General features: G+C 62.5%; 16 protein-coding genes, 1 tRNA gene and 1 pseudogene. 1 reads left to right on the top strand and 17 read right to left on the bottom strand.

Annotated elements, in window-relative coordinates; all coding sequences use genetic code 11:
• Positions 1–11 precede the first annotated feature (11 nt).
• The 5 genes from G9C89_RS01200 to rnr all read right to left on the bottom strand — a co-directional run bounded on the left by G9C89_RS01200 (position 12) and on the right by rnr (position 5,286).
• The gene (locus tag G9C89_RS01200) at positions 12–905 is read right to left on the bottom strand and encodes a hypothetical protein (RefSeq protein WP_172143530.1); all 894 of its coding nucleotides are present in this window, start codon (positions 903–905) and stop codon (positions 12–14) included.
• Positions 906–941: 36 nt separating this feature from the next.
• Positions 942–1,172 carry a 30S ribosomal protein S18 gene (gene rpsR / locus G9C89_RS01195; RefSeq protein WP_003246847.1) on the bottom strand — a complete coding sequence of 77 codons (231 nt, stop codon included), beginning with the start codon at positions 1,170–1,172 and terminating at the stop codon, positions 942–944.
• Between the two features lie 28 nt (positions 1,173–1,200).
• Positions 1,201–1,626, bottom strand: a complete 426-nt coding sequence (rpsF, locus tag G9C89_RS01190; RefSeq protein WP_090501605.1) for a 30S ribosomal protein S6 — start codon at positions 1,624–1,626, stop codon at positions 1,201–1,203.
• A gap of 364 nt (positions 1,627–1,990) precedes the next feature.
• Complete coding sequence (gene rlmB / locus G9C89_RS01185) at positions 1,991–2,743, bottom strand: 23S rRNA (guanosine(2251)-2'-O)-methyltransferase RlmB (RefSeq protein ID WP_172143529.1); 753 nt, start codon at positions 2,741–2,743, stop codon at positions 1,991–1,993.
• Entirely contained in the window at positions 2,740–5,286 is a 2,547-nt protein-coding gene (rnr, locus tag G9C89_RS01180; RefSeq protein ID WP_172143528.1) for a ribonuclease R, read from the bottom strand. The genes rlmB and rnr overlap by 4 nt, the downstream gene beginning before the upstream one ends.
• A gap of 215 nt (positions 5,287–5,501) precedes the next feature.
• Here rnr and G9C89_RS01175 point away from each other — a divergent pair.
• Positions 5,502–5,588: transfer RNA gene (locus tag G9C89_RS01175), tRNA-Leu, on the top strand.
• Between the two features lie 167 nt (positions 5,589–5,755).
• Here G9C89_RS01175 and G9C89_RS25455 read toward each other — a convergent pair.
• The 12 genes and pseudogenes from G9C89_RS25455 to G9C89_RS01120 all read right to left on the bottom strand — a co-directional run bounded on the left by G9C89_RS25455 (position 5,756) and on the right by G9C89_RS01120 (position 18,904).
• A complete protein-coding gene (locus G9C89_RS25455) occupies positions 5,756–6,640 on the bottom strand; it encodes a methyl-accepting chemotaxis protein (protein ID WP_390623756.1) in 885 nt (294 codons plus the stop codon).
• A pseudogene (locus G9C89_RS25450) lies at positions 6,614–6,874 on the bottom strand (HAMP domain-containing protein); the annotation flags it as partial. The pseudogene G9C89_RS25450 and the gene G9C89_RS25455, both read right to left, overlap by 27 nt.
• 944 nt (positions 6,875–7,818) lie before the next feature.
• Entirely contained in the window at positions 7,819–9,114 is a 1,296-nt protein-coding gene (locus G9C89_RS01165; RefSeq protein WP_172143526.1) for an adenylosuccinate synthase, read from the bottom strand.
• 152 nt (positions 9,115–9,266) lie between these two features.
• Positions 9,267–10,454 carry an ATP phosphoribosyltransferase regulatory subunit gene (locus G9C89_RS01160; RefSeq protein WP_172143525.1) on the bottom strand — a complete coding sequence of 396 codons (1,188 nt, stop codon included), beginning with the start codon at positions 10,452–10,454 and terminating at the stop codon, positions 9,267–9,269.
• 37 nt (positions 10,455–10,491) lie between these two features.
• Positions 10,492–10,677 (bottom strand): DUF2065 domain-containing protein, encoded by a 186-nt coding sequence (locus tag G9C89_RS01155; protein ID WP_172144774.1) that lies wholly within the window; start codon positions 10,675–10,677, stop codon positions 10,492–10,494.
• 106 nt (positions 10,678–10,783) lie between these two features.
• The gene (gene hflC / locus G9C89_RS01150; RefSeq protein ID WP_172143524.1) at positions 10,784–11,653 is read right to left on the bottom strand and encodes a protease modulator HflC; all 870 of its coding nucleotides are present in this window, start codon (positions 11,651–11,653) and stop codon (positions 10,784–10,786) included.
• A complete protein-coding gene (hflK, locus tag G9C89_RS01145; protein WP_172143523.1) occupies positions 11,653–12,807 on the bottom strand; it encodes an FtsH protease activity modulator HflK in 1,155 nt (384 codons plus the stop codon). The genes hflC and hflK overlap by 1 nt, the downstream gene beginning before the upstream one ends.
• Positions 12,808–12,903: 96 nt before the next feature.
• Positions 12,904–14,205 (bottom strand): ribosome rescue GTPase HflX, encoded by a 1,302-nt coding sequence (gene hflX / locus G9C89_RS01140; RefSeq protein ID WP_172143522.1) that lies wholly within the window; start codon positions 14,203–14,205, stop codon positions 12,904–12,906.
• 14 nt (positions 14,206–14,219) lie between these two features.
• Complete coding sequence (gene hfq, locus G9C89_RS01135; RefSeq protein ID WP_090501586.1) at positions 14,220–14,480, bottom strand: RNA chaperone Hfq; 261 nt, start codon at positions 14,478–14,480, stop codon at positions 14,220–14,222.
• A 102-nt stretch (positions 14,481–14,582) separates the two neighbouring features.
• A complete protein-coding gene (miaA, locus tag G9C89_RS01130; protein WP_172143521.1) occupies positions 14,583–15,557 on the bottom strand; it encodes a tRNA (adenosine(37)-N6)-dimethylallyltransferase MiaA in 975 nt (324 codons plus the stop codon).
• 48 nt (positions 15,558–15,605) lie between these two features.
• Positions 15,606–17,477, bottom strand: a complete 1,872-nt coding sequence (mutL, locus tag G9C89_RS01125) for a DNA mismatch repair endonuclease MutL (RefSeq protein WP_172143520.1) — start codon at positions 17,475–17,477, stop codon at positions 15,606–15,608.
• A complete protein-coding gene (locus G9C89_RS01120) occupies positions 17,474–18,904 on the bottom strand; it encodes an N-acetylmuramoyl-L-alanine amidase (RefSeq protein ID WP_218575906.1) in 1,431 nt (476 codons plus the stop codon). The genes mutL and G9C89_RS01120 overlap by 4 nt, the downstream gene beginning before the upstream one ends.
• Positions 18,905–18,911: the final 7 nt, after the last annotated feature.

Below are 18,911 nucleotides of genomic sequence, written 5' to 3'. Positions count from 1 at the left end.
CCTCTTAACTTTTAACCTTCACCGTTCGCGGGACCCGAGCCGTGCTTGCGCTCGAAGCGACCACGAAAATCAAACAGGCTGTCGACAATGGCCAAGACCACCAGTAACGGATAAGTCAGCTGCATGAACAGCAGCAGCGTGATGTACAACCCGACCAGCCAGAACTTGGCCAGTCGCCCTTGCGCCACCAGCCCATGCAACAGGGCAATGGCGGCGAACACCAGCGGCACGCTGCACAGCGGAGTCAACATGGCCATCTGCGGCCCCAGATTGGGACCCAGTAGCATGCCGACCAGCAGCAACATCGCCGGTGCCAGCGGCAGTCGCAGCGCGCGAAACTCGCGTCCGAAACCGCCAGGGTTATACAACAGCGCCTGCCAATAACGCCCAAGCATCAGGCTCAGCAGGCTGACAATCTGCAGCAAAGCCGCCAATAAACCGGTCAGCACCGGTGCAATCAGGCTATCCAGGCGCGCTCGCTCGTCCACCGACATCTGCTGGTGAACCCCATCGAGCATTTGCGGCAGGAGCTTTTGCAGCTCACCTGCCATCGCCGCGATGGGTTCGCGGAACACCGCACCCAAAATCAACCCGTACACCAGGCCCAATGCCACGCTGCAAAGCAGCACACGATCCCAGGACAGACTGGCGCGCAACAACAACGCCAGCCCCAGTGCACCGAGCAACACCAATAGGGTGCGCGGCTCACCGAAATACCACCAGCCAATCGCCGGCAGCAGGGCCCAAGCGAGGATGCCCAGGGCATCACTCAGACCGCGCCGCAGGAGCACCAGGCAACCTGCGGCAGCACTTAACCAGAACAGCAGCGGCAATGCCGCCGAAACAACCACCACGAGGATGGCCTGCATACGGCCGCGCATAATAAATTCAGCTAAGGCGCGCATGCGTTTTATCCCTTACTTCTTGTCGAACACCCGATCTCAGCGGCCGTGGCTGTCGGTGTAGGGCAGCAGGGCCAGGAAGCGGGCGCGCTTGATAGCGGTAGCCAGCTGACGCTGATAACGAGCCTTGGTACCGGTGATACGGCTAGGAACGATCTTGCCGGTTTCCGAGATGTAGGCTTTCAGGGTGTTGAGATCTTTGAAATCGATCTCTTTCACGTCTTCAGCGGTGAAACGGCAGAACTTACGACGACGGAAGAAACGTGCCATGTAATTGGCTCCTCAATAGATCCGTGGATTACTCGTCAGCGTTATCGCTGCTGTCACTGGAGTCGCTGTCATCGCCATCGGCGGAATCGGCACTGTCAGGACGGTCGCGACGCTCACGGCGCTCACTGCGGTTTTCTTCGGCCTTGAGCATCTCGGACTGGTCGATAACGGCCTCGTCGCGACGGATGACCAGGTTACGGATCACGGCATCGTTGTAACGGAAGTTGTCTTCCAGCTCGGCCAGGGCCTTGCCGGTGCACTCGACGTTGAGCATCACGTAGTGAGCTTTGTGGACGTTGTTGATGGCGTAAGCCAGCTGACGACGACCCCAATCTTCCAGGCGGTGGACTTTACCGCCGTCTTCTTCGATCAGCTTGGTGTAACGCTCAACCATGCCGCCGACTTGCTCGCTCTGGTCCGGGTGAACCAGAAAGATGATTTCGTAATGACGCATAAATGCTCCTTACGGGTTGTAGCCTGCCGCCAAACGCGGTCAGGCAAGGAGTGAATATCACTGTGTGTCTTGCTGCAACAGAAGGGCGCGCTAGCGCCTGCCGTCGCGGCAAGGGGCGCCATTCTAGAGAAGCGCCCAGGCACAAGCAAGGTGGATTGGTGATTATTTGAGCAACGCGTAGATTGGGCCGGGGCGCGCAGGTTGGGTTGAGGAGCGCAGCGACGAAGCCCAACAGGAAGCGCGTAGCGCTCCGCTCGACGGTCGCCGTCCGCGTGGGCTTCGCAAGCTCAACCAACGTGGCCCGGCCCAACCTACGGCCTGGCGATCGGCTCGCATGGACACCGGATCGCCAGCAAGCTGGCTGCTACGGTTTGTTCTTGCTGCTGCGCTGGCGCAGCGCTTCGAACAGACAGACCCCGGTAGCCACCGAAACGTTGAGACTACTGACGCTGCCGGCCATCGGCAACTTGACCAGGTAATCGCAATGCTCGCGGGTCAGCCGGCGCATGCCCTTGCCTTCGGCCCCCATGACCAGCACGGTCGGCCCGGTCATATCGTGCTGATACAGCTCCTGCTCGGCCTCACCGGCAGTACCGACCACCCACAGACCGCGCTGCCGGAGCTTCTCCAGACTGCGCGCCAGGTTGGTCACCGCCACCAGCGGAATCACCTCGGCGGCGCCACAGGCCACCTTGCGCACCGTGGCATTGAGCGTGGCGGACTTGTCCTTCGGCACTATCACCGCCAGCGCACCCGCCGCATCGGCGGTACGCAGACAGGCACCGAGGTTGTGCGGATCGGTCACCCCATCCAGCACCAGCAACAACGGCGGGCCAATGGCGCGATCGAGCAACTCCTCGAGCATCGCCTCGCCCCAGACCTGACTGGGACTGACATCAGCGACCACCCCCTGATGCACGCCCTCGACCCAGACGTCCATCTCGCGGCGCTCGCACTGGCCGACGGCAACCCGCGCATCGGCTGCCAACGCCAACAGGGTTTGCACCCGCGGATCATTGCGCCCCTCCGCGAGCCAGACCTGCTTGACCCGCTTGGGGTGATGACGCAGCAAGGCTTCCACGGCATGCACGCCGTAGATCTTTTCCAACTGACTCATGATTTCGCCTTACGCTTGCGCGGCCCGCCACCGGCGGCCGGTGCCCCGCTCTTCGGCGGACCCTTGCGGTGCTTGGCGGATTTGGCATCCGCACTCGCCGGCCTGGCAGGCTCGCTTTTAGCACCGCGCCCCTTGCCCTTGGACTCGGCCAGCAACGCCTTTTTCAGCTCGCGACTTTTCTCCACATCGGTGCCGCCGGCAGCGGCAACTCGCCCGTCCCGGCGCCCGGTCTTACCCGCAGCCGACTCGAAGCCGCCACGCCTGCGCCCGACCGGCGCATCCACGACGCTCTGCGCCATTTCGAAGTCGATCTTGCGCTCGTCCAGATCGACCCGCATGACCTTGACCTCGACCGTGTCGCCGAGGCGGAAGTTACGCCCGCTGCGCTCTCCGGCCAGACGATGATGGACCGGATCGAAGTGGTAGTAGTCGGCCGGCAACGCGGTGACATGCACCAGGCCTTCGACGTAGATATCGGTCAGCTCGATGAACAGACCGAAACCGGTCACCGCGGTAATCACGCCCGGGAAGGTTTCGCCGACGCGATCCTTCATGAACTCGCACTTCAGCCAGTTCACCACATCACGGGTGGCCTCGTCGGCGCGCCGCTCGGACATCGAGCACTGCTCGCCGAGCTGTTCCAGGATCGGTTCATCATAGGGATAGATGCGTGCCTTGGGCATGCTCGCCGCGCCCGCGCGCTTGACGTGCGGAGTGTCGAGCTTGGAGCGGATCACGCTGCGAATCGCCCGGTGGATCAGCAGATCCGGGTAACGGCGGATCGGTGAGGTGAAGTGGGCATAGGCCTCGTAATTCAGGCCGAAGTGGCCCTGATTGTCGGCGCTGTACACCGCCTGACTGAGCGAGCGCAGCATCACGGTCTGGATCAGGTGGTAATCCGGGCGACCGCGAATGCTTTCCAGCAGCGCCTGGTAGTCCTTGGGTGTCGGACCGTCCTTGGACTTGCCACGATGCAGGGACAGGCCCAGCTCGGTGAGGAAGGCCTTGAGCTTTTCCACACGCTCGGGCGGCGGACCATCGTGCACGCGATACAGCGCCGGGATTTCATGCTTCTGCATGAATGCGGCGGTGGCCACGTTGGCAGCCAGCATGCACTCCTCGATCAGCTTGTGCGCATCGTTGCGCTGGGTCGGCCGGATCTCGGCGATCTTGCGCCCGGCACCGAAGACGATCCGCGTCTCCTGGGTCTCGAAGTCGATGGCGCCACGCTCATGACGCGCCGCCAGCAAGACCTGATACAGCGAGTAGAGCTGCTTGAGATGCGGCAGCACCTCCTTGTACTCACTGCGCAAGGCCTTGCCTTCGCTGCCTTTCGGCTCCTCGAGCATGGCACTGACCTTGTTGTAGGTCAGGCGCGCATGGGAGTGGATCACCGCCTCGCAGAACTGGTAGTCGATCATCTTGCCGGTCTTCGAGATGCTCATCTCGCAGACCAGGGCCAAACGATCCACCTGCGGATTCAGCGAACAGAGGCCGTTGGACAGCTCCTCCGGCAGCATCGGGATCACCCGCTCGGGGAAATACACCGAGTTGCCGCGCACCTGCGCCTCGGCATCCAGCGCCGAATCGACTTTCACATAATGGGAGACGTCGGCAATCGCCACGTACAGCTTCCAGCCGCCGGAAAACAGCCGCCAGTTGCTGCCATTCTTCTCGCAATAGACCGCATCGTCGAAATCGCGGGCATCTTCGCCGTCGATGGTGACGAACGGCAGGTGACGCAGATCGATGCGCTTTTCCTTGTCCTTGTCTTCGACTTCCGGCTTGAGCTTGCGCGCTTCCTTGACCACGGCCTCGGGCCAGACATGCGGAATGTCATAGCTGCGCAGCGCGACATCGATTTCCATGCCGGGCGCCATGTAGTTGCCAACCACTTCCATCACGTCGCCCTGCGGCTGAAAGCGCGGAGTCGGCCAATGGGTGATTTTCACCTCGACGAACTGGCCTTGCTTGGCTCCGGCATTGCGCCCCGGGGTGACCAGCACTTCCTGCTGGATCTTCGGGTTGTCGGCGACCACGAAACCGATGCCGCTCTCTTCGTAATAGCGGCCGACGATGGTTTCATGGGCGCGCGTCAGCACTTCGACGATGCCGCCTTCGCGGCGACCACGCCGATCCAGGCCGGTAACCCGCGCCAGGGCACGGTCGCCATCGAAGACCAGACGCATCTGCGCCGGACTGAGGAACAGGTCATCGCTGCCGTCGTCCGGAATCAGAAAACCGAAACCGTCGCGGTGGCCGCTGACGCGACCAAGGATCAGGTCCAGCTTGTCCACCGGCGCATAGGTGCCCCGCCGGGTATAGATCAACTGACCGTCGCGCTCCATGGCGCGCAGCCGACGACGCAACGCCTCGATCTGCTCTTCGGTGGTCAGGCCGAACTCGTCGAGCAACTGCTCACGGTTCGCCGGGGAACCACGCTCGGCGAGATGCTGCAGAATCAGCTCGCGACTCGGGATGGGGTTTTCGTATTTTTCCGCTTCACGAGCGGCCTCAGGGTCGAGGGATTGCCAGTCGGCCATTAGAGAGAGTTCACCTTTTCTATATAAATTCGGTTTGCCATGTGCCTATTGAAGCGCGAAACCACTATCCGGGTCAGCACAGCAGGCAGAATAAAATTTTTTGAGCACAGGGGTTTACAAGTAAAAAGTCGATCCGTATTATGCGCGCCACAACGACGGGAAACGAAGTTAACCGAGTTGTAGTTGATAGCAAACAAGTAATATTTGCAATCAATGCCCAGGTGGTGAAATTGGTAGACACGCCAGCTTCAGGTGCTGGTGACCTTACGGTCGTGGAAGTTCGAGTCTTCTCCTGGGCACCAATTCAAAAAAACCGAGCCAAGCGCTCGGTTTTTTCTTGCCTGCGATTTAGCCTGGCCGACCAGCAACCTGTCCGTGAATACACATCGTGCCGGCCGGGCCGCGAAGCCCGGCAGGGCGGTTTGTTGCACTTCGTTCCTCAGCGCCAACCTGGCATTTGCAGCCAGTGCTAGACGCGAAACTGCCCCAGACTGGCCTTCAGTTGCCTGGCCAGGCCATCCAGCACCCGCCCGCTGTCGGCCGTGGCAGCCACCGCCTCGGCCGCCCGCTGGGCCTCGGCATGAATCACCTCGACCCGCCCACGTACCGCATCGGCACCTTGTGCCTGATGCGCCGCCGCCTGAGTCGCCGCATTGATGGCGCCATGCACCTCCTCCACCGCCGCCTGCACCGACTGCTGCACCTTGGCGCTTTCCAGCAGCGCTGCCAGCCCCTGATCCGCCTGCTGGCCGGCCTGGCCGATTGCGCCAACCGCCTCACGCGCACCTTTTTGCAAGGCACCGATATGCGCCTGAATATCACCAGTCGACTGCTGGGTCTTGCTCGCCAGCGCACGCACTTCGTCGGCGACCACGGCGAAACCACGACCGCTCTCGCCGGCGCGCGCCGCCTCGATGGCAGCATTCAAGGCCAGCAGGTTGGTCTGCTCGGCGATACCGTGGATCACCGTCAGCACCACTTCGATCTGCTCGCTCTGCCTGGCCAGCCGCTCGATCACTGCCGCGCCCTCCCCGACTCGCAGCACCAGGGCCTCCATCGCCCCACCGACCCGCGCCGCAATCGCCGCATTATCCTGGGTAGACTGACGAATCGCCGCCACCCGGCGCAACGCCTCTTGCATCGCCTGGCTTTCCGCCTGCGCCTCACCCGCCATCTGCGCCAAGGCCTGCAGACTGCCCGCCACCTCGTCGCGCTGACGCCCGGCAGCGGCCTCGGCCGCGGCACTGCGCAACGCCAGACTGCCGATCTCCTGCCCGGTGAGCACCGCCACCTCGCCCGCCTCGCGCACGATGGGCTGCAACCTGGCGACAAACCGGTTGACCGCGGCCGCCATGTCACCCACCTCGTCACGGCTGTCCAACTCGACCCGCCGGGTCAGGTCGCCTTCGCCCTGCGCCAAGTCCTGCAAGGCCGCGATCAGCAATTGCAGGCGGCTCAACACCCGCCAACCAAGCACCAGCGCCACCGCCAGCAACGCCAGCAAACCGACCACCAAAAGCCCGACAGCGATGCGCCAGCGCAAGCTCTCGGCAGCCGCCCTAACCGAACTCAGGCTACCCTGCGCCATACCCTCGGCCGCCTGCTGCGCCTCAGTCAGGCGCCGCTGCAGCGCCTGAGTGCTTTCGCCTGCGGCGCTGGCCAGACTGGCATCCACCAACTCGCCCGCATTGTCCACCAGCGCGGAGAAACGCTGATCCAGCGACAGCAACTCCTGCTCCACTGCCGCCCTGGACAGGCCCAACTGGACCTTGCCGATCTGCGCGCCCATGGGATTGATGGGCACCTCGACCATGTACACCTGCGGATCGCGCGAGGCCGCCTCGACCAACTTGTCCAGCGGAGTATCGCCCTGGCCCACAGCGACCAGGGCCCGCACCCGCGCATCGCTGCGATTGAAATTGCGCGTCAGGCGTTGTCCCTGCGCGTCGTAATAGACGGCGAACAGCACCGCAGGGTCGCGCTGAGCGATGCGCGTGAACGCAGTCAGTGCCGGCACATCGTCATCCCAGATGGCCTTGGGTGCGACACCAGCCAGCAACTGCGCCATGGCGCTGCCCGACTGCTTGAGATTCTCCTCGAGCACGCCGCGCAACTGCTCCTGCTCGGCCTGAAGCCGCCCGGACAATGCCGCCCCCAGACTCTCACGGGTATTGGCCGAGAGCGCAGCCAAGCTCTGCACCACCTCACGCTCGGCGGCACCCAACTCGCCACCCAGGCGCTGGCTATCGCCCTCCAGGCGCGTCGCCAGGTCGGCAACCAGGTCATCCACAGTGGTGCGGGTCAGCCATACGGCCAGGAATACTTGCACCAACATGGCCACACCCAGGGCAATGAATACCGGACGCAACAAACGGCTGTGCAGCAATGCGAACATGGCGGACAAGGTTCCACTCCTTTCAAATCAGGCCAGCTTATAACCAGTGATCGGCCGCAAAATCCAAAGCTGAAGCCGTCGCCGCAAAACGACAAAGGGCCGCCCATGGCGACCCTTTGCTATACCGCTCACGACAATCAGGCGAACGGGTGACGCAGCACGATGGTCTCGTTGCGATCCGGGCCGGTGGAAATGATGTCGATAGGCGCACCGACCAGCTCTTCCACGCGCTTGATATAAGCCCGCGCACTGGCCGGCAATTCGTCCAGGGTCTTGGCGCCCAGGGTCGACTCGCTCCAGCCCGGCAGGTCCTCATACACCGGCTGCAGACCCAGATAGCTGTCGGCATCGGTCGGTGCGTCGACCAGCACTTCGCCGTACTGATCCTTGTAGCCGACGCAGATACGAATGGTCTCGAGCCCATCAAGTACATCGAGCTTGGTCAGACACAGACCGGAAATGCTGTTGATTTCGATGGCACGCCGCAGGATCACCGCATCGAACCAGCCGCAACGACGGGCACGACCGGTGGTGGAACCGAATTCATGACCGCGCTTGGCGAGAAAAGCACCGGTTTCATCGAACAATTCGGTCGGGAACGGCCCCGAGCCGACGCGGGTGGTGTAGGCCTTGGTGATGCCGAGGATGTAATCCAGGTACATGGGACCAAACCCCGACCCGGTGGCGATACCGCCGGCAGTGGTGTTGGAGCTGGTGACGTAGGGGTAGGTCCCGTGATCGATGTCCAGCAGCGAACCCTGGGCGCCCTCGAACATGATGTCCTTGGATTCGCGGCGCATCTCGTGCAGTACCGCCGTCACATCGGCCATCATCGGCTTGAGCAGCTCGGCGTATCCCATGCACTCATCCAGGGTTTTCTGGAAATCGATGGCCGGCTCTTTGTAATAGTTCTGCAGCACGAAGTTGTGGTAATCGAGCAGCTCACCCAGCTTGGCGGCGAAACGCTCGCGATGGAACAGGTCGCCGATACGCAGACCGCGACGCGCCACCTTGTCTTCGTAAGCAGGACCGATGCCGCGACCGGTGGTACCGATCTTGAGATCGCCACGGGCTTTCTCGCGAGCCTGATCCAGGGCCACATGATAGGGCAGGATCAGCGGGCAAGACGGGCTGATACGCAGGCGCTCGCGCACCGGCACACCCTTTTCTTCCAGCTTGATGATTTCACGCATCAGCGCGTCGGGGGCAACCACCACGCCATTGCCGATCAGGCACTGAACGTTCTCGCGCAGGATGCCCGAAGGGATCAGGTGCAGAACGGTTTTTTCGCCATCGATCACCAGGGTATGACCGGCATTGTGGCCACCCTGGTAACGCACGACGGCTGCAGCCTGTTCGGTGAGCAGGTCGACGATCTTACCCTTGCCCTCATCGCCCCACTGGGTGCCCAGGACTACGACATTCTTACCCATAACACTTGTCCTCTTCGCGCAAGCTTGATGTCGACCGCAGCCGACGGAAACAATTTGGAATGGTCAGTTGGACGGCCTATCAGGACGGTCAGTTTGGACGACCAGCCCGGGCGATCCATTGATGGGATACAACCCGAGGCTGGCCAGTCGGCTCAACCAGCCAACGGCGTCACCTGCCAACGACCATCACACAGCAATAATTGACGATCACAGCCCACCTCGTGCGCATCAACCAACGCCTGCCCAGGCAGAGCCTGCACCACACGCTCGCCTTCACCGCGCAGCCGCTGCACCGCACGCCACAAGTACAGATCATGATGATCCGGTGCCCAGATGCCCGCCGGCAGCTCACCGAGCGGCATCTGCCCAAGACTGACCAGGGTTTTCAGATCGGTGGAGAACCCCGTCGCCGGACGCGCCCGGCCGAAATCCGCACCGATATCGTCATAGCGGCCGCCCTGGGCTATCGACTGGCCGACACCCGGCACAAAGGCCGCAAACACCACACCGGTGTGATAGCGATAACCGCGCAACTCGCCCAGATCGAAGTACAACGGCAACTCCGGATAACGCAGGCTCAGCGCATCGGCAATCGCCAGCAAGTCATCCAGCGCAGCATGCACATCGTCCGGCGCCTCGACCAGGCAAGCCTGCGCCAAGTCCAGCACTTCGCGGCCACCACAGAGCTCGGCCAGGGCGCGCAGCATCTTGCACAGCGCAGTCGGCAAGGCCTCGGTCAGCAGCGCTATTTCATCCATGGCCTTGCGTTGCAGTGCATCGAACAGCTGCTGCTCGACCTCGCCAGACAAGCCAGCGGCGCGGGCCAGGCCACGGTAGATACCGACATGCCCGAGATCCATGTGAATGTCGGGGACCTGCGCCAGCTCCAGGGTATCCACCAACAGGCTGATAACCTCCACATCACTGGCCGGACTGGCATCGCCATACAACTCGGCGCCCAACTGGATCGGGCTGCGCGAGGTGGTCAGCGCTCGTGGCTGAGCATGCACCACGCTGCCGGCATAACACAGCCGACTCGGCCCTTCGCGGCGCAGTGTGTGCGCATCGATCCGCGCCACTTGCGGCGTGATATCGGCACGAAAGCCCATCTGCCGACCCGACAACGGGTCGGTCACCTTGAAGGTGCGCAGATCCAGATCCCGGCCCGCGCCGGTAAGCAGCGACTCCAGGTATTCGATATGCGGCGTCACCACGAATTCATAGCCCCAGCGCTGGAACAGATCCAGCACCTGACGGCGCGCGACTTCAATGCGCGCCGCTTCCGGCGGCAGTACTTCTTCGATGCCATCTGGCAGTAGCCAGCGGTCTACCGTTGCCATTTAGCCATTCCCCTCTTGAACCGGGCGGCACAAGCCTTCAGTGAAGCAGATAAAGGAGAGCCGTACCCAGCAACATGCTGGCCAGCCCCATCAGTCGCAATCGTCGATCCGACAGCCGTGCAAGCTGTGCGGCTGCCCCACGCCAAAGGCGCGGACAGAGGAAGGGCAGGATGCCTTCCAGGACCAGCAGTAGACAAAACGCAATGCCCAATTCCTGCCACATGATACCCACAGACGCAAAAAAGCCGGGATTTTCCCGGCTGCCGCATGATACCACGTTTTCTTCAACGGTCACCCCGGCGGACGGCTCGCGCCCGCCGGGGTGGGGATCAAGGCTTGGCCTTTTCCAGGTAGCGGAAGAAGTCACTGCTCGGATCAAGCACCAGCACATCACGCTTATCCGCGAAGCTCTCGCGATAAGCCCTCAGGCTGCGATAGAACGAGTAGAACTCCTGATCCTGACCATACGCCCTGGAGTAGATGGCCGCAGCCTGGGCATCGCCATCACCGCGCAGCTCTTCAGCCTGGCGATAGGCATCGGCCAACAGCACGCGACGCTGACGATCGGCATCGGCACGAATACCTTCGGCCAGCTCCTTACCCTTGGCCCGATGCTCGCGAGCCTCACGCTCACGCTCGGAGCTCATGCGGTCGAACACGCTGCGGTTGACCTCTTTCGGCAGGTCGATGGCCTTGACCCGCACATCCACCACCTCGATACCCAGCTCACGTTGCGCCGCACGGTTCAGCGAGGCCGTAACATCCGCCATCAGCGCATCACGCTCGCCGGATACCGACTCGTGCAGCGTGCGCTTACCGAACTGGTCACGCAGCGAAGCTTCCAGGCGGCGCGCCAGACGCTCGTCGGCGATCTGCTTGATACCCGAAGTCGCCGTGTAGTAACGCTCGGCATCGAGCACGCGCCACTTGGCGAACGCATCGACCATCAAGGCTTTCTTTTCCAGGGTGAGGAAACGCGAGCTGGAGGCATCCAGGGTCAGCAGGCGTGCATCGAACTTGCGCACCTGATTGACATAAGGAACCTTCACATGCAAACCCGGTTGCACATCCGGCTGGACGATACGGCCGAACTGCAGCAGGACCGCCCGCTCGGTTTGCGCCACAATATAGAAGCTGTTCCAGGCAACCAGCGCCAGTACTACGCCAACAATCAGGGCGATCAGCGATTTATTGCTCATCAACGGCTCTCCCTTGTACGCAGCTCAACCTGACGCGGATCACTACTGGTGCGCGCACCAAGCTCACCGGCGCCCGCCCCCGAAACGGCACTGGCGCCAGCACTGCTACGGCCATCGATCATCTTATCCAGCGGCAGGTAAAGCAGATTGTTCTGCCCCTTGTCGCCAGTCACCAACACCTTGCTGGTATTGCTCATCAGCTCTTGCATGGTGTCCAGGTACAAACGCTCACGCGTGACCTCAGGCGCCTTGCGGTACTCGGCGACCAGCGCAGTAAAGCGGTCCGCCTCACCTGTTGCGCGGGAAACCACTTCATCGCGATAACCGCTGGCATCTTCGATCAGACGCTGGGCCTGACCGCGGGCCTCCGGCACCACGCCGTTGGCGTAGGTTTCCGCCTGGTTCTTCTCGCGCTGTTCATCTTCACGGGCGCGGATCACATCGTCGAAGGCTTCCTGCACTTCACGCGGCGCCGCCGCACTCTGCAAGTTGACCTGGGTAACGCTAATGCCGGTGCGGTAGGTATCGAGGAAACGCTGCAAACGATCCTTGACCTCACTGGCCATCAACTCGCGACCTTCGGTCAGCACCTGGTCCATCTCGGTCGAGCCGACCACATGGCGCACGGCGCTGTCGGTGGCGTGTTGCAAGCTGATTTCCGGCTGATCGACGTTGAGCACGAAATCCTGCAGATTGCTGATTTTGTACTGCACGGTCAGCGGCACTTCGATGATGTTCTCGTCCTCGGTGAGCATCTGCCCCTGCTTGCTGTAAGCACGCTCGCGGGTGACGTTCTCCTGGAACTTGCGATCGATCGGCGGGAAGTAGATGTTCAGGCCCGGCCCTACGGTTTCGTAGTATTTGCCGAAACGCAGCACCACGGCCTGCTCCTGCTCATCGATCACATAGATTGCGCTGTACAGCCAAACGGCCGCGAGCAAGCCCAAACCGATGAATAGCAGACCGAAACCACCGCCCTTGCCAGCAGCGTCGTCACTGCCACGTTTCTTGCCGCCACCGAACAGCCCATTGAGGCTTTCCTGCAGCTTGCGGAAGGCCTCGTCGAGATCCGGCGGCCCCTTGCGATCACCGCCTTTGCGGCCGCCCCAAGGATCCTGATTGTTCGAGTTGCCACCCGGCTCATTCCAAGCCATAGCGCTCTCCATCAAATAAAGCAAAGACGCGCCCACGGCGCGCCGACCAATGCTACCGAATGCCAGCCATCAGCGGCAAAACCACTGTCGCAGGCTTTATTGCAAAGTGTGTTGCTCGATGAATTCCAACGGTTTCAAGCCTGCCCGAGTGACCAGTCGATTCAACTCGATCCGCGGCAGGCGTACAGCCAACAAACTGCTGCCATCCTCGGCATGCTCCTCGCTCTGCACCGCACCCACGGCAAAAAACTGCGCGCGCAGCCGCGCCATGCGCTGCGGCAACTGCAATGTAGCGATAAACAGGTCATTGCCCAATAATTCGGCAATGGCCTGCTTCAACAAGGGCAGGCCACGTCCGTCACGGGCGGACAACCAGACCCGCTGCGGTTTGCCCTCGGCATCGCGCTGAATTTGCGGTTCGACCCCTTCGAGCAGGTCCAGCTTGTTGTATACCTCGAGCATGGGTAGCTCGTGCGCACCGATCTCGCCCAGCACGGCCATGACCTGCTCGATCTGCTGGTCGCGCTCAGGCTCATGCGCATCGATCACATGCAGAAGCAAGTCGGAATTGCTCGATTCCTCAAGGGTCGCGCGGAAGGCTTCAACCAATTTATGCGGCAGGTGACGAATAAAGCCCACGGTATCGGCCAACACCACCGGCCCCAGGTCGTCCAATTCCAGCCGGCGCAACGTCGGATCCAGGGTGGCGAACAATTGATCGGCGGCGTAAACGTCCGACTCGGTCAGGGCGTTGAACAGGGTCGATTTGCCGGCGTTGGTATAGCCAACCAGAGACACGGAAGGGATATCCGCGCGCTTGCGCCCACGCCGCGCCTGCTCGCGCTGACTGCGCACCTTCTCCAGTTTCTGCTTGATCTGGCGAATGCGTACGCGCAACAAACGACGGTCGGTTTCCAGCTGAGTCTCACCCGGACCACGCAGACCGATACCGCCCTTCTGCCGCTCCAGGTGAGTCCAGCCGCGAACCAGGCGGGTGCTCAGATGATCCAGCTGGGCCAGTTCGACCTGCAGCTTGCCTTCGTGAGTACGTGCGCGCTGGGCGAAAATATCGAGAATCAGGCCGGTGCGATCCAGTACCCGACACTCGAAAACCCGCTCGAGGTTGCGTTCCTGGCTGGGCGTGAGGACGTGATTGAAGATCACCAGATCGGCCTCGAGAACCTTGACCTGATCACGCAACTCCTCAACCTTGCCACTGCCAATCAGATATTTCGCAGTCAGCCGGTTACTCGGCACGCTAAGGAAGGCAACCGTGTCAGCACCGGCCGAGATGGCTAGCTCCTGAAACTCTTGCGGATCTTCGCGCGCCGCGGAGTCTTGGCCGTCCAGATGAACCAGCACGGCCCGCTCACCCCCTTCATGGCGCTCGAAGAACAATACGACCTCCTAGATCAGGCGTTGCCCGGCTCGGCTTCGGCCAACTCAGTCTCGGAAACGCTCGGCAAACGCACCGGGCGGCTTGGCACCACGGTGGAAATAGCGTGTTTATAGACCATCTGGCTGACAGTGTTTTTCAGCAAAATCACGAACTGGTCGAAAGACTCGATCTGACCTTGCAGCTTGATGCCGTTGACCAGATAGATGGAAACCGGGACGCGTTCCTTACGCAGGGTATTCAGGTAAGGGTCTTGTAGCGAATGCCCTTTTGACATGGGTCGTACTCCTTTGAAAAATCAATAATTAATAATTTTAGTAATGCAATAAACAACTTCAGGCCGCCATACCCCCAAGGATAGACGGCCAATGGCAAGGTCTCAGGTCAATATGGAGTCCGCTGCCAGGTATTTCAAGGCGCGCGGCAAATTGTCACAAGCCAGGCTATCCAGCCAGTGCACATCGGCCCAACTGCGCAGCCAGGTGAACTGTCGTTTGGCCAACTGCCGCGTGGCGATAATGCCGCGCTCGCGCATCTGCGCCTCGCTCAGGTTACCTTCCAGAAAATCCCACACCTGGCGATAACCCACCGCTCGTATAGACGGCAACCCCGGATGCAGGTCACTTCTCTGCCGCAGCCGTTCGACCTCGTCGACAAAGCCCTGTTCCAACATCAACTGAAATCGTTGCGCAATTCGCGCATGCAACATCTGGCGCTGCGCCGGAGCGATGGCCAAGTGCGCGACAGTATAGGGGAATTGTCCCGCAGCGGACGCGCCCATGACATGATTTTGCTCAAGCTGGAGCTGACGGTGCGCGGTCATGGTCAGACCGCTGACGCGGTAGACCTCCAGCGCCCTGACCAGGCGTTGCGGGTCATTGGGATGGATGCGCGCAGCAGATTCCGGGTCGACCGCCTGCAATTCGCGGTGCAGAGCCCCCCAGCCTTCGGTCTGGGCACGCGCCTCGAGCTCGGCACGCACCTGCGGATCGGCGCCGGGCATATCGGCCAACCCTTCGAGCAGCGCCTTGTAATACAGCATGGTGCCGCCGACCAGCAGCGGGATGTGCCCGCGTGCGCTGATCTCGGCCATCGCCGTCAGGGCGTCGGCACGAAACTCGGCAGCCGAGTAGCTTTCGGCCGGGTCGCGAATGTCGATCAGGCGATGGGGGAACTCGGCGAGCGTGGCTTTATCGGGTTTGGCGGTGCCGATATCCATGCCGCGATAGACCAAGGCCGAATCGACACTGATCAGCTCGCACGGCAGCACCCGCGCCAGCTCGAGGGCCAGATCGGTTTTGCCGGCGGCGGTAGGCCCCATCAGGAAAATTGCCGGAGGCAGGCGTTCGGACATCGTCAATAGTTCTCGGTGTGGCGCGAACGCCGATCGCCCGCAGCCCGGTCAGCGACCACGCAGGAACAGCTTATCCAGATCATCCATGCCCAGCTGGGTCCAGGTCGGCCGACCATGGTTGCACTGGCCGCTGCGCTCGGTGTGTTCCATGTCGCGCAGCAGGGCATTCATTTCCGGCAGGCTCAGGCGTCGATTGGCGCGTATCGCACCGTGACAGGCCATGGTGCCGAGCAACTCGTTGAGGTGCGCCTGGATCCGGTCACTGGTGCCGTACTCGAGCAGATCGGCCAGCACATCCGCCACCAATCGATTGGCCTCGGCCTGCTTGAGCAGCGCGGGAATCTGCCGGATCGCCAGGCTTTCAGGGCCCAGACGCTGCAACTCGAAGCCCAGGCGCTGGAACCAGGCCGCATGCTCCTCGGCGCAATCGGCCTCGCGCTGACTGACGGCCAGCGACTCGGGCACCAGCAGTGGCTGGCCGCGCAAGCCTTCGCTGGCCATCGCCACCTTCAGCCGTTCATAGGTGATCCGCTCGTGCGCCGCGTGCATGTCGACCAGCACCAGGCCCGGCACGTTCTCGGCGAGGATATACACGCCCTTGAGCTGGGCAATGGCATAACCGAGCGGCGGCACATCGCCCTGGGCCTCGGGCAGGCTCGCCGGCGCCACGCTCAGCGGCGCGAAAAACTCGCGGTAGGCGCCCTGCGCCTCGGCCGCCGGCACTCCGGCCTGGGGCCGCTGGCCCTGATAACCGGCTCCCGGCGAGCGCCAGATCGACTCGCCCGGCGTCGGCTCGAGCAAACTGGCCGCCAGGCCGATCTCGCCCTGCGGGCCGAACTCGCCGGCCGCCTGCCCCGTCGGCGCCAGCATGCCGCTCACCGCTGCCGGTGCGGCCAGTTGATCCTCCGGACGCACATCGCCCAGGGCGCGATGCAAGGTGCCGTAGAGGAAGTCATGGACCATGCGCCCGTCACGAAAGCGCACTTCGTGCTTGGTCGGGTGTACGTTGACATCGACCACCGCGGGGTCGATTTCCAGAAACAGCACGAAGGTCGGATGACGGCCATTGAACAGCACGTCGCGATAGGCCTGGCGCACCGCATGGGCGACCAGCTTGTCGCGCACCGTGCGCCCGTTGACGTAGAAATACTGCAGATCCGCCTGGCTGCGCGAGAAAGTCGGCAAGCCGACCCAGCCCCACAGACGCAGGCCATTGCGTTCGATCTCGATGGGCAACGCCTGCTCGAGAAAAGCCGCCCCGCAGACCGCCGCCACCCGCCGCGCGCGACTGATATCGTCAGGCGCCTCGTGCAGGCCGAGCACGGTCTTGCCGTTATGGCGCAAGTGGAAAGCCACATCGAAACGCGCCAGGGCCAGGCGCTTGATGACTTCCTGCAAATGATCGAATTCGGTTTTCTCAGTCTTGAGGAACTTGCGCCGCGCCGGGGTATTGAAGAACAGGTCGCGCACTTCCACCGAGGTACCAACCGGGTGCGCCGCCGGCTGCACGCGCGGCTGCATGTCGCGGCCTTCGGTTTCCACCTGCCAGGCCTGTTCGGCATCGGCCGTGCGCGAGGTCAGGGTCAGGCGCGCGACCGAGCTGATCGAAGCCAGCGCCTCGCCACGAAAACCCAGGCTCATCACCTGCTCGAGGTCTTCGAGTTCACGGATCTTGCTGGTGGCATGCCGGGCCAGCGCCAGCGGCAGATCGTCCGCAGCGATGCCACCACCGTCGTCACGCACCCGCAGTAGCTTGACCCCGCCCTGCTCGACATCCACTTCGATGCGCTGGGCACCGGAATCCAGGCTGTTCTCGAGCAACTCCTTGATCACCGAAGCAGGCCGCTCGACCACCTCGCCCGCGGCGATCTGGTTGGCCAGCCGCGGACTCAGCAACTGGATACGCGCGTCACTACTCATGGCTGAACCGCCAGCGCAGTGGCCGGAATCTGCAGGGTCTGGCCGACCTTGATCACGTCGGAACGCAGCGAATTGGCACTGCGCAGGGCGCCAAGGCTGACCTGGTAACGCAGCGCGATCAACGCCAGGCTCTCGCCGGAGCTGACCACGTGCTCGCGCGGCCCCTGGGTAATCTTGCCATTATCGCGCTGCCAGGCGACGTAGCTGCCGGGCGGCGGGTTCTGCTGAAAGAACTGCCGCACGCCAGTCACGATAGAGCGCGCCAGCGCCTGCTGGTGGCCAGCACTGGCCAGCTTGCGCGCCTCATTGGGGTTGGAGATAAAGCCGGTCTCGACCAGGATCGACGGCATATCCGGCGATTTGAGCACCATGAAGCCGGCCTGCTCGACCCGGCGCTTATGCAGCGGCGTGATCCGCCCCATATTGCTCAGCACCTTGTTGCCGACATTCAGGCTGGACGACAGCGACGCGGTCATCGACAGATCCAGCAACACCCCGGCCAGCATGCGGTCCTTATCGTCCAGACTGACATTGCCGGCGCCGCCGATCAGGTCCGACTGGTTCTCCGAGTCGGCCAGCCAGCGCGCAGTCTCCGAGGTGGCGCCGCGATCCGACAGGGCATACACCGAGGCGCCAAAGGCCGCCGCCCGCGGCGCCGCATCGGCATGAATCGAGACGAACAGATCGGCGCCCTTCTTGCGCGCGATATCGGTACGCTTGCGCAATGGGATGAAATAGTCGCCGGTGCGCACCAACTCGCCGCGAAAGCCCTTCTCGGCGTTGATCTGGCGCTGGAGTTCCTTGGCGATCGCCAGGGTCACGTGCTTCTCGAACTGGCCCTTGACCGGCGACAGCGCGCCCGGGTCTTCGCCACCGTGACCGGCATCGATGGCGATGACGATATCGCGCTTGCCACCGGGCACCGGGGTCAGCTTGGCTGGCACCCGGGTCGGCGTGACCGGCACTGGCGGTGCGCTGGCCACCTGGGTCACCGGCAGACTGGGAGCAGCACCCGCCTCTTGGTCGAACAGATCGACCACCAGGCGATGGCCGTATTGCTGATTGGGCGCCAACATGAAGCTCTTGGGCGTAACCTGCGCCGACAGGTCGATCACCACCCGCAGGTCTTCGGGCGTGCGCTGCGCCGAACGCATACCGGTTATCGGGGTATTGCTCAACGCCAGGTTATCGAACCGGGTCGCCAGCTTGGCGCCACTGACATCGATGACCAGGCGATCCGGTGCCGTGAGGATAAAGACACTGTGCTGCACCGGGCCGGACAGGTCGAACACCAGGCGCGTATTGTCCGGCGCCCGCCACAGCCTGACGCTGCGCACATCCGAAGCGGCCAAAACCTCGACAGCCAGCGCCGCCAGCACCACTCCAACCGCGATGAAACGCGCGCCTATGCGCATACCCGACCCCATTTTGTTT

Source organism: Pseudomonas tumuqii, assembly GCF_013184545.1.
Taxonomy (GTDB): domain Bacteria; phylum Pseudomonadota; class Gammaproteobacteria; order Pseudomonadales; family Pseudomonadaceae; genus Aquipseudomonas; species Aquipseudomonas tumuqii.
Note: the sequence above shows the minus strand (reverse complement) of the source record. Positions and strands in the feature narration are given on the sequence as shown.

Bases quoted from the DNA above. Each gene is read 5' to 3' on its own strand.
- G9C89_RS01200 (WP_172143530.1), bottom strand. From the start codon at position 905: ATGCGCGCCTTAGCTGAATTTATTATGCGCGGCCGTATGCAGGCCATC.
- rpsR (WP_003246847.1), bottom strand. From the start codon at position 1,172: ATGGCACGTTTCTTCCGTCGTCGTAAGTTCTGCCGTTTCACCGCTGAA.
- rpsF (WP_090501605.1), bottom strand. From the start codon at position 1,626: ATGCGTCATTACGAAATCATCTTTCTGGTTCACCCGGACCAGAGCGAG.
- rlmB (WP_172143529.1), bottom strand. From the start codon at position 2,743: ATGAGTCAGTTGGAAAAGATCTACGGCGTGCATGCCGTGGAAGCCTTG.
- rnr (WP_172143528.1), bottom strand. From the start codon at position 5,286: ATGGCCGACTGGCAATCCCTCGACCCTGAGGCCGCTCGTGAAGCGGAA.
- G9C89_RS25455 (WP_390623756.1), bottom strand. From the start codon at position 6,640: ATGGCGGCCGCGGTCAACCGGTTTGTCGCCAGGTTGCAGCCCATCGTG.
- G9C89_RS01165 (WP_172143526.1), bottom strand. From the start codon at position 9,114: ATGGGTAAGAATGTCGTAGTCCTGGGCACCCAGTGGGGCGATGAGGGC.
- G9C89_RS01160 (WP_172143525.1), bottom strand. From the start codon at position 10,454: ATGGCAACGGTAGACCGCTGGCTACTGCCAGATGGCATCGAAGAAGTA.
- G9C89_RS01155 (WP_172144774.1), bottom strand. From the start codon at position 10,677: ATGTGGCAGGAATTGGGCATTGCGTTTTGTCTACTGCTGGTCCTGGAA.
- hflC (WP_172143524.1), bottom strand. From the start codon at position 11,653: ATGAGCAATAAATCGCTGATCGCCCTGATTGTTGGCGTAGTACTGGCG.
- hflK (WP_172143523.1), bottom strand. From the start codon at position 12,807: ATGGCTTGGAATGAGCCGGGTGGCAACTCGAACAATCAGGATCCTTGG.
- hfq (WP_090501586.1), bottom strand. From the start codon at position 14,480: ATGTCAAAAGGGCATTCGCTACAAGACCCTTACCTGAATACCCTGCGT.
- miaA (WP_172143521.1), bottom strand. From the start codon at position 15,557: ATGTCCGAACGCCTGCCTCCGGCAATTTTCCTGATGGGGCCTACCGCC.
- mutL (WP_172143520.1), bottom strand. From the start codon at position 17,477: ATGAGTAGTGACGCGCGTATCCAGTTGCTGAGTCCGCGGCTGGCCAAC.
- G9C89_RS01120 (WP_218575906.1), bottom strand. From the start codon at position 18,904: ATGGGGTCGGGTATGCGCATAGGCGCGCGTTTCATCGCGGTTGGAGTG.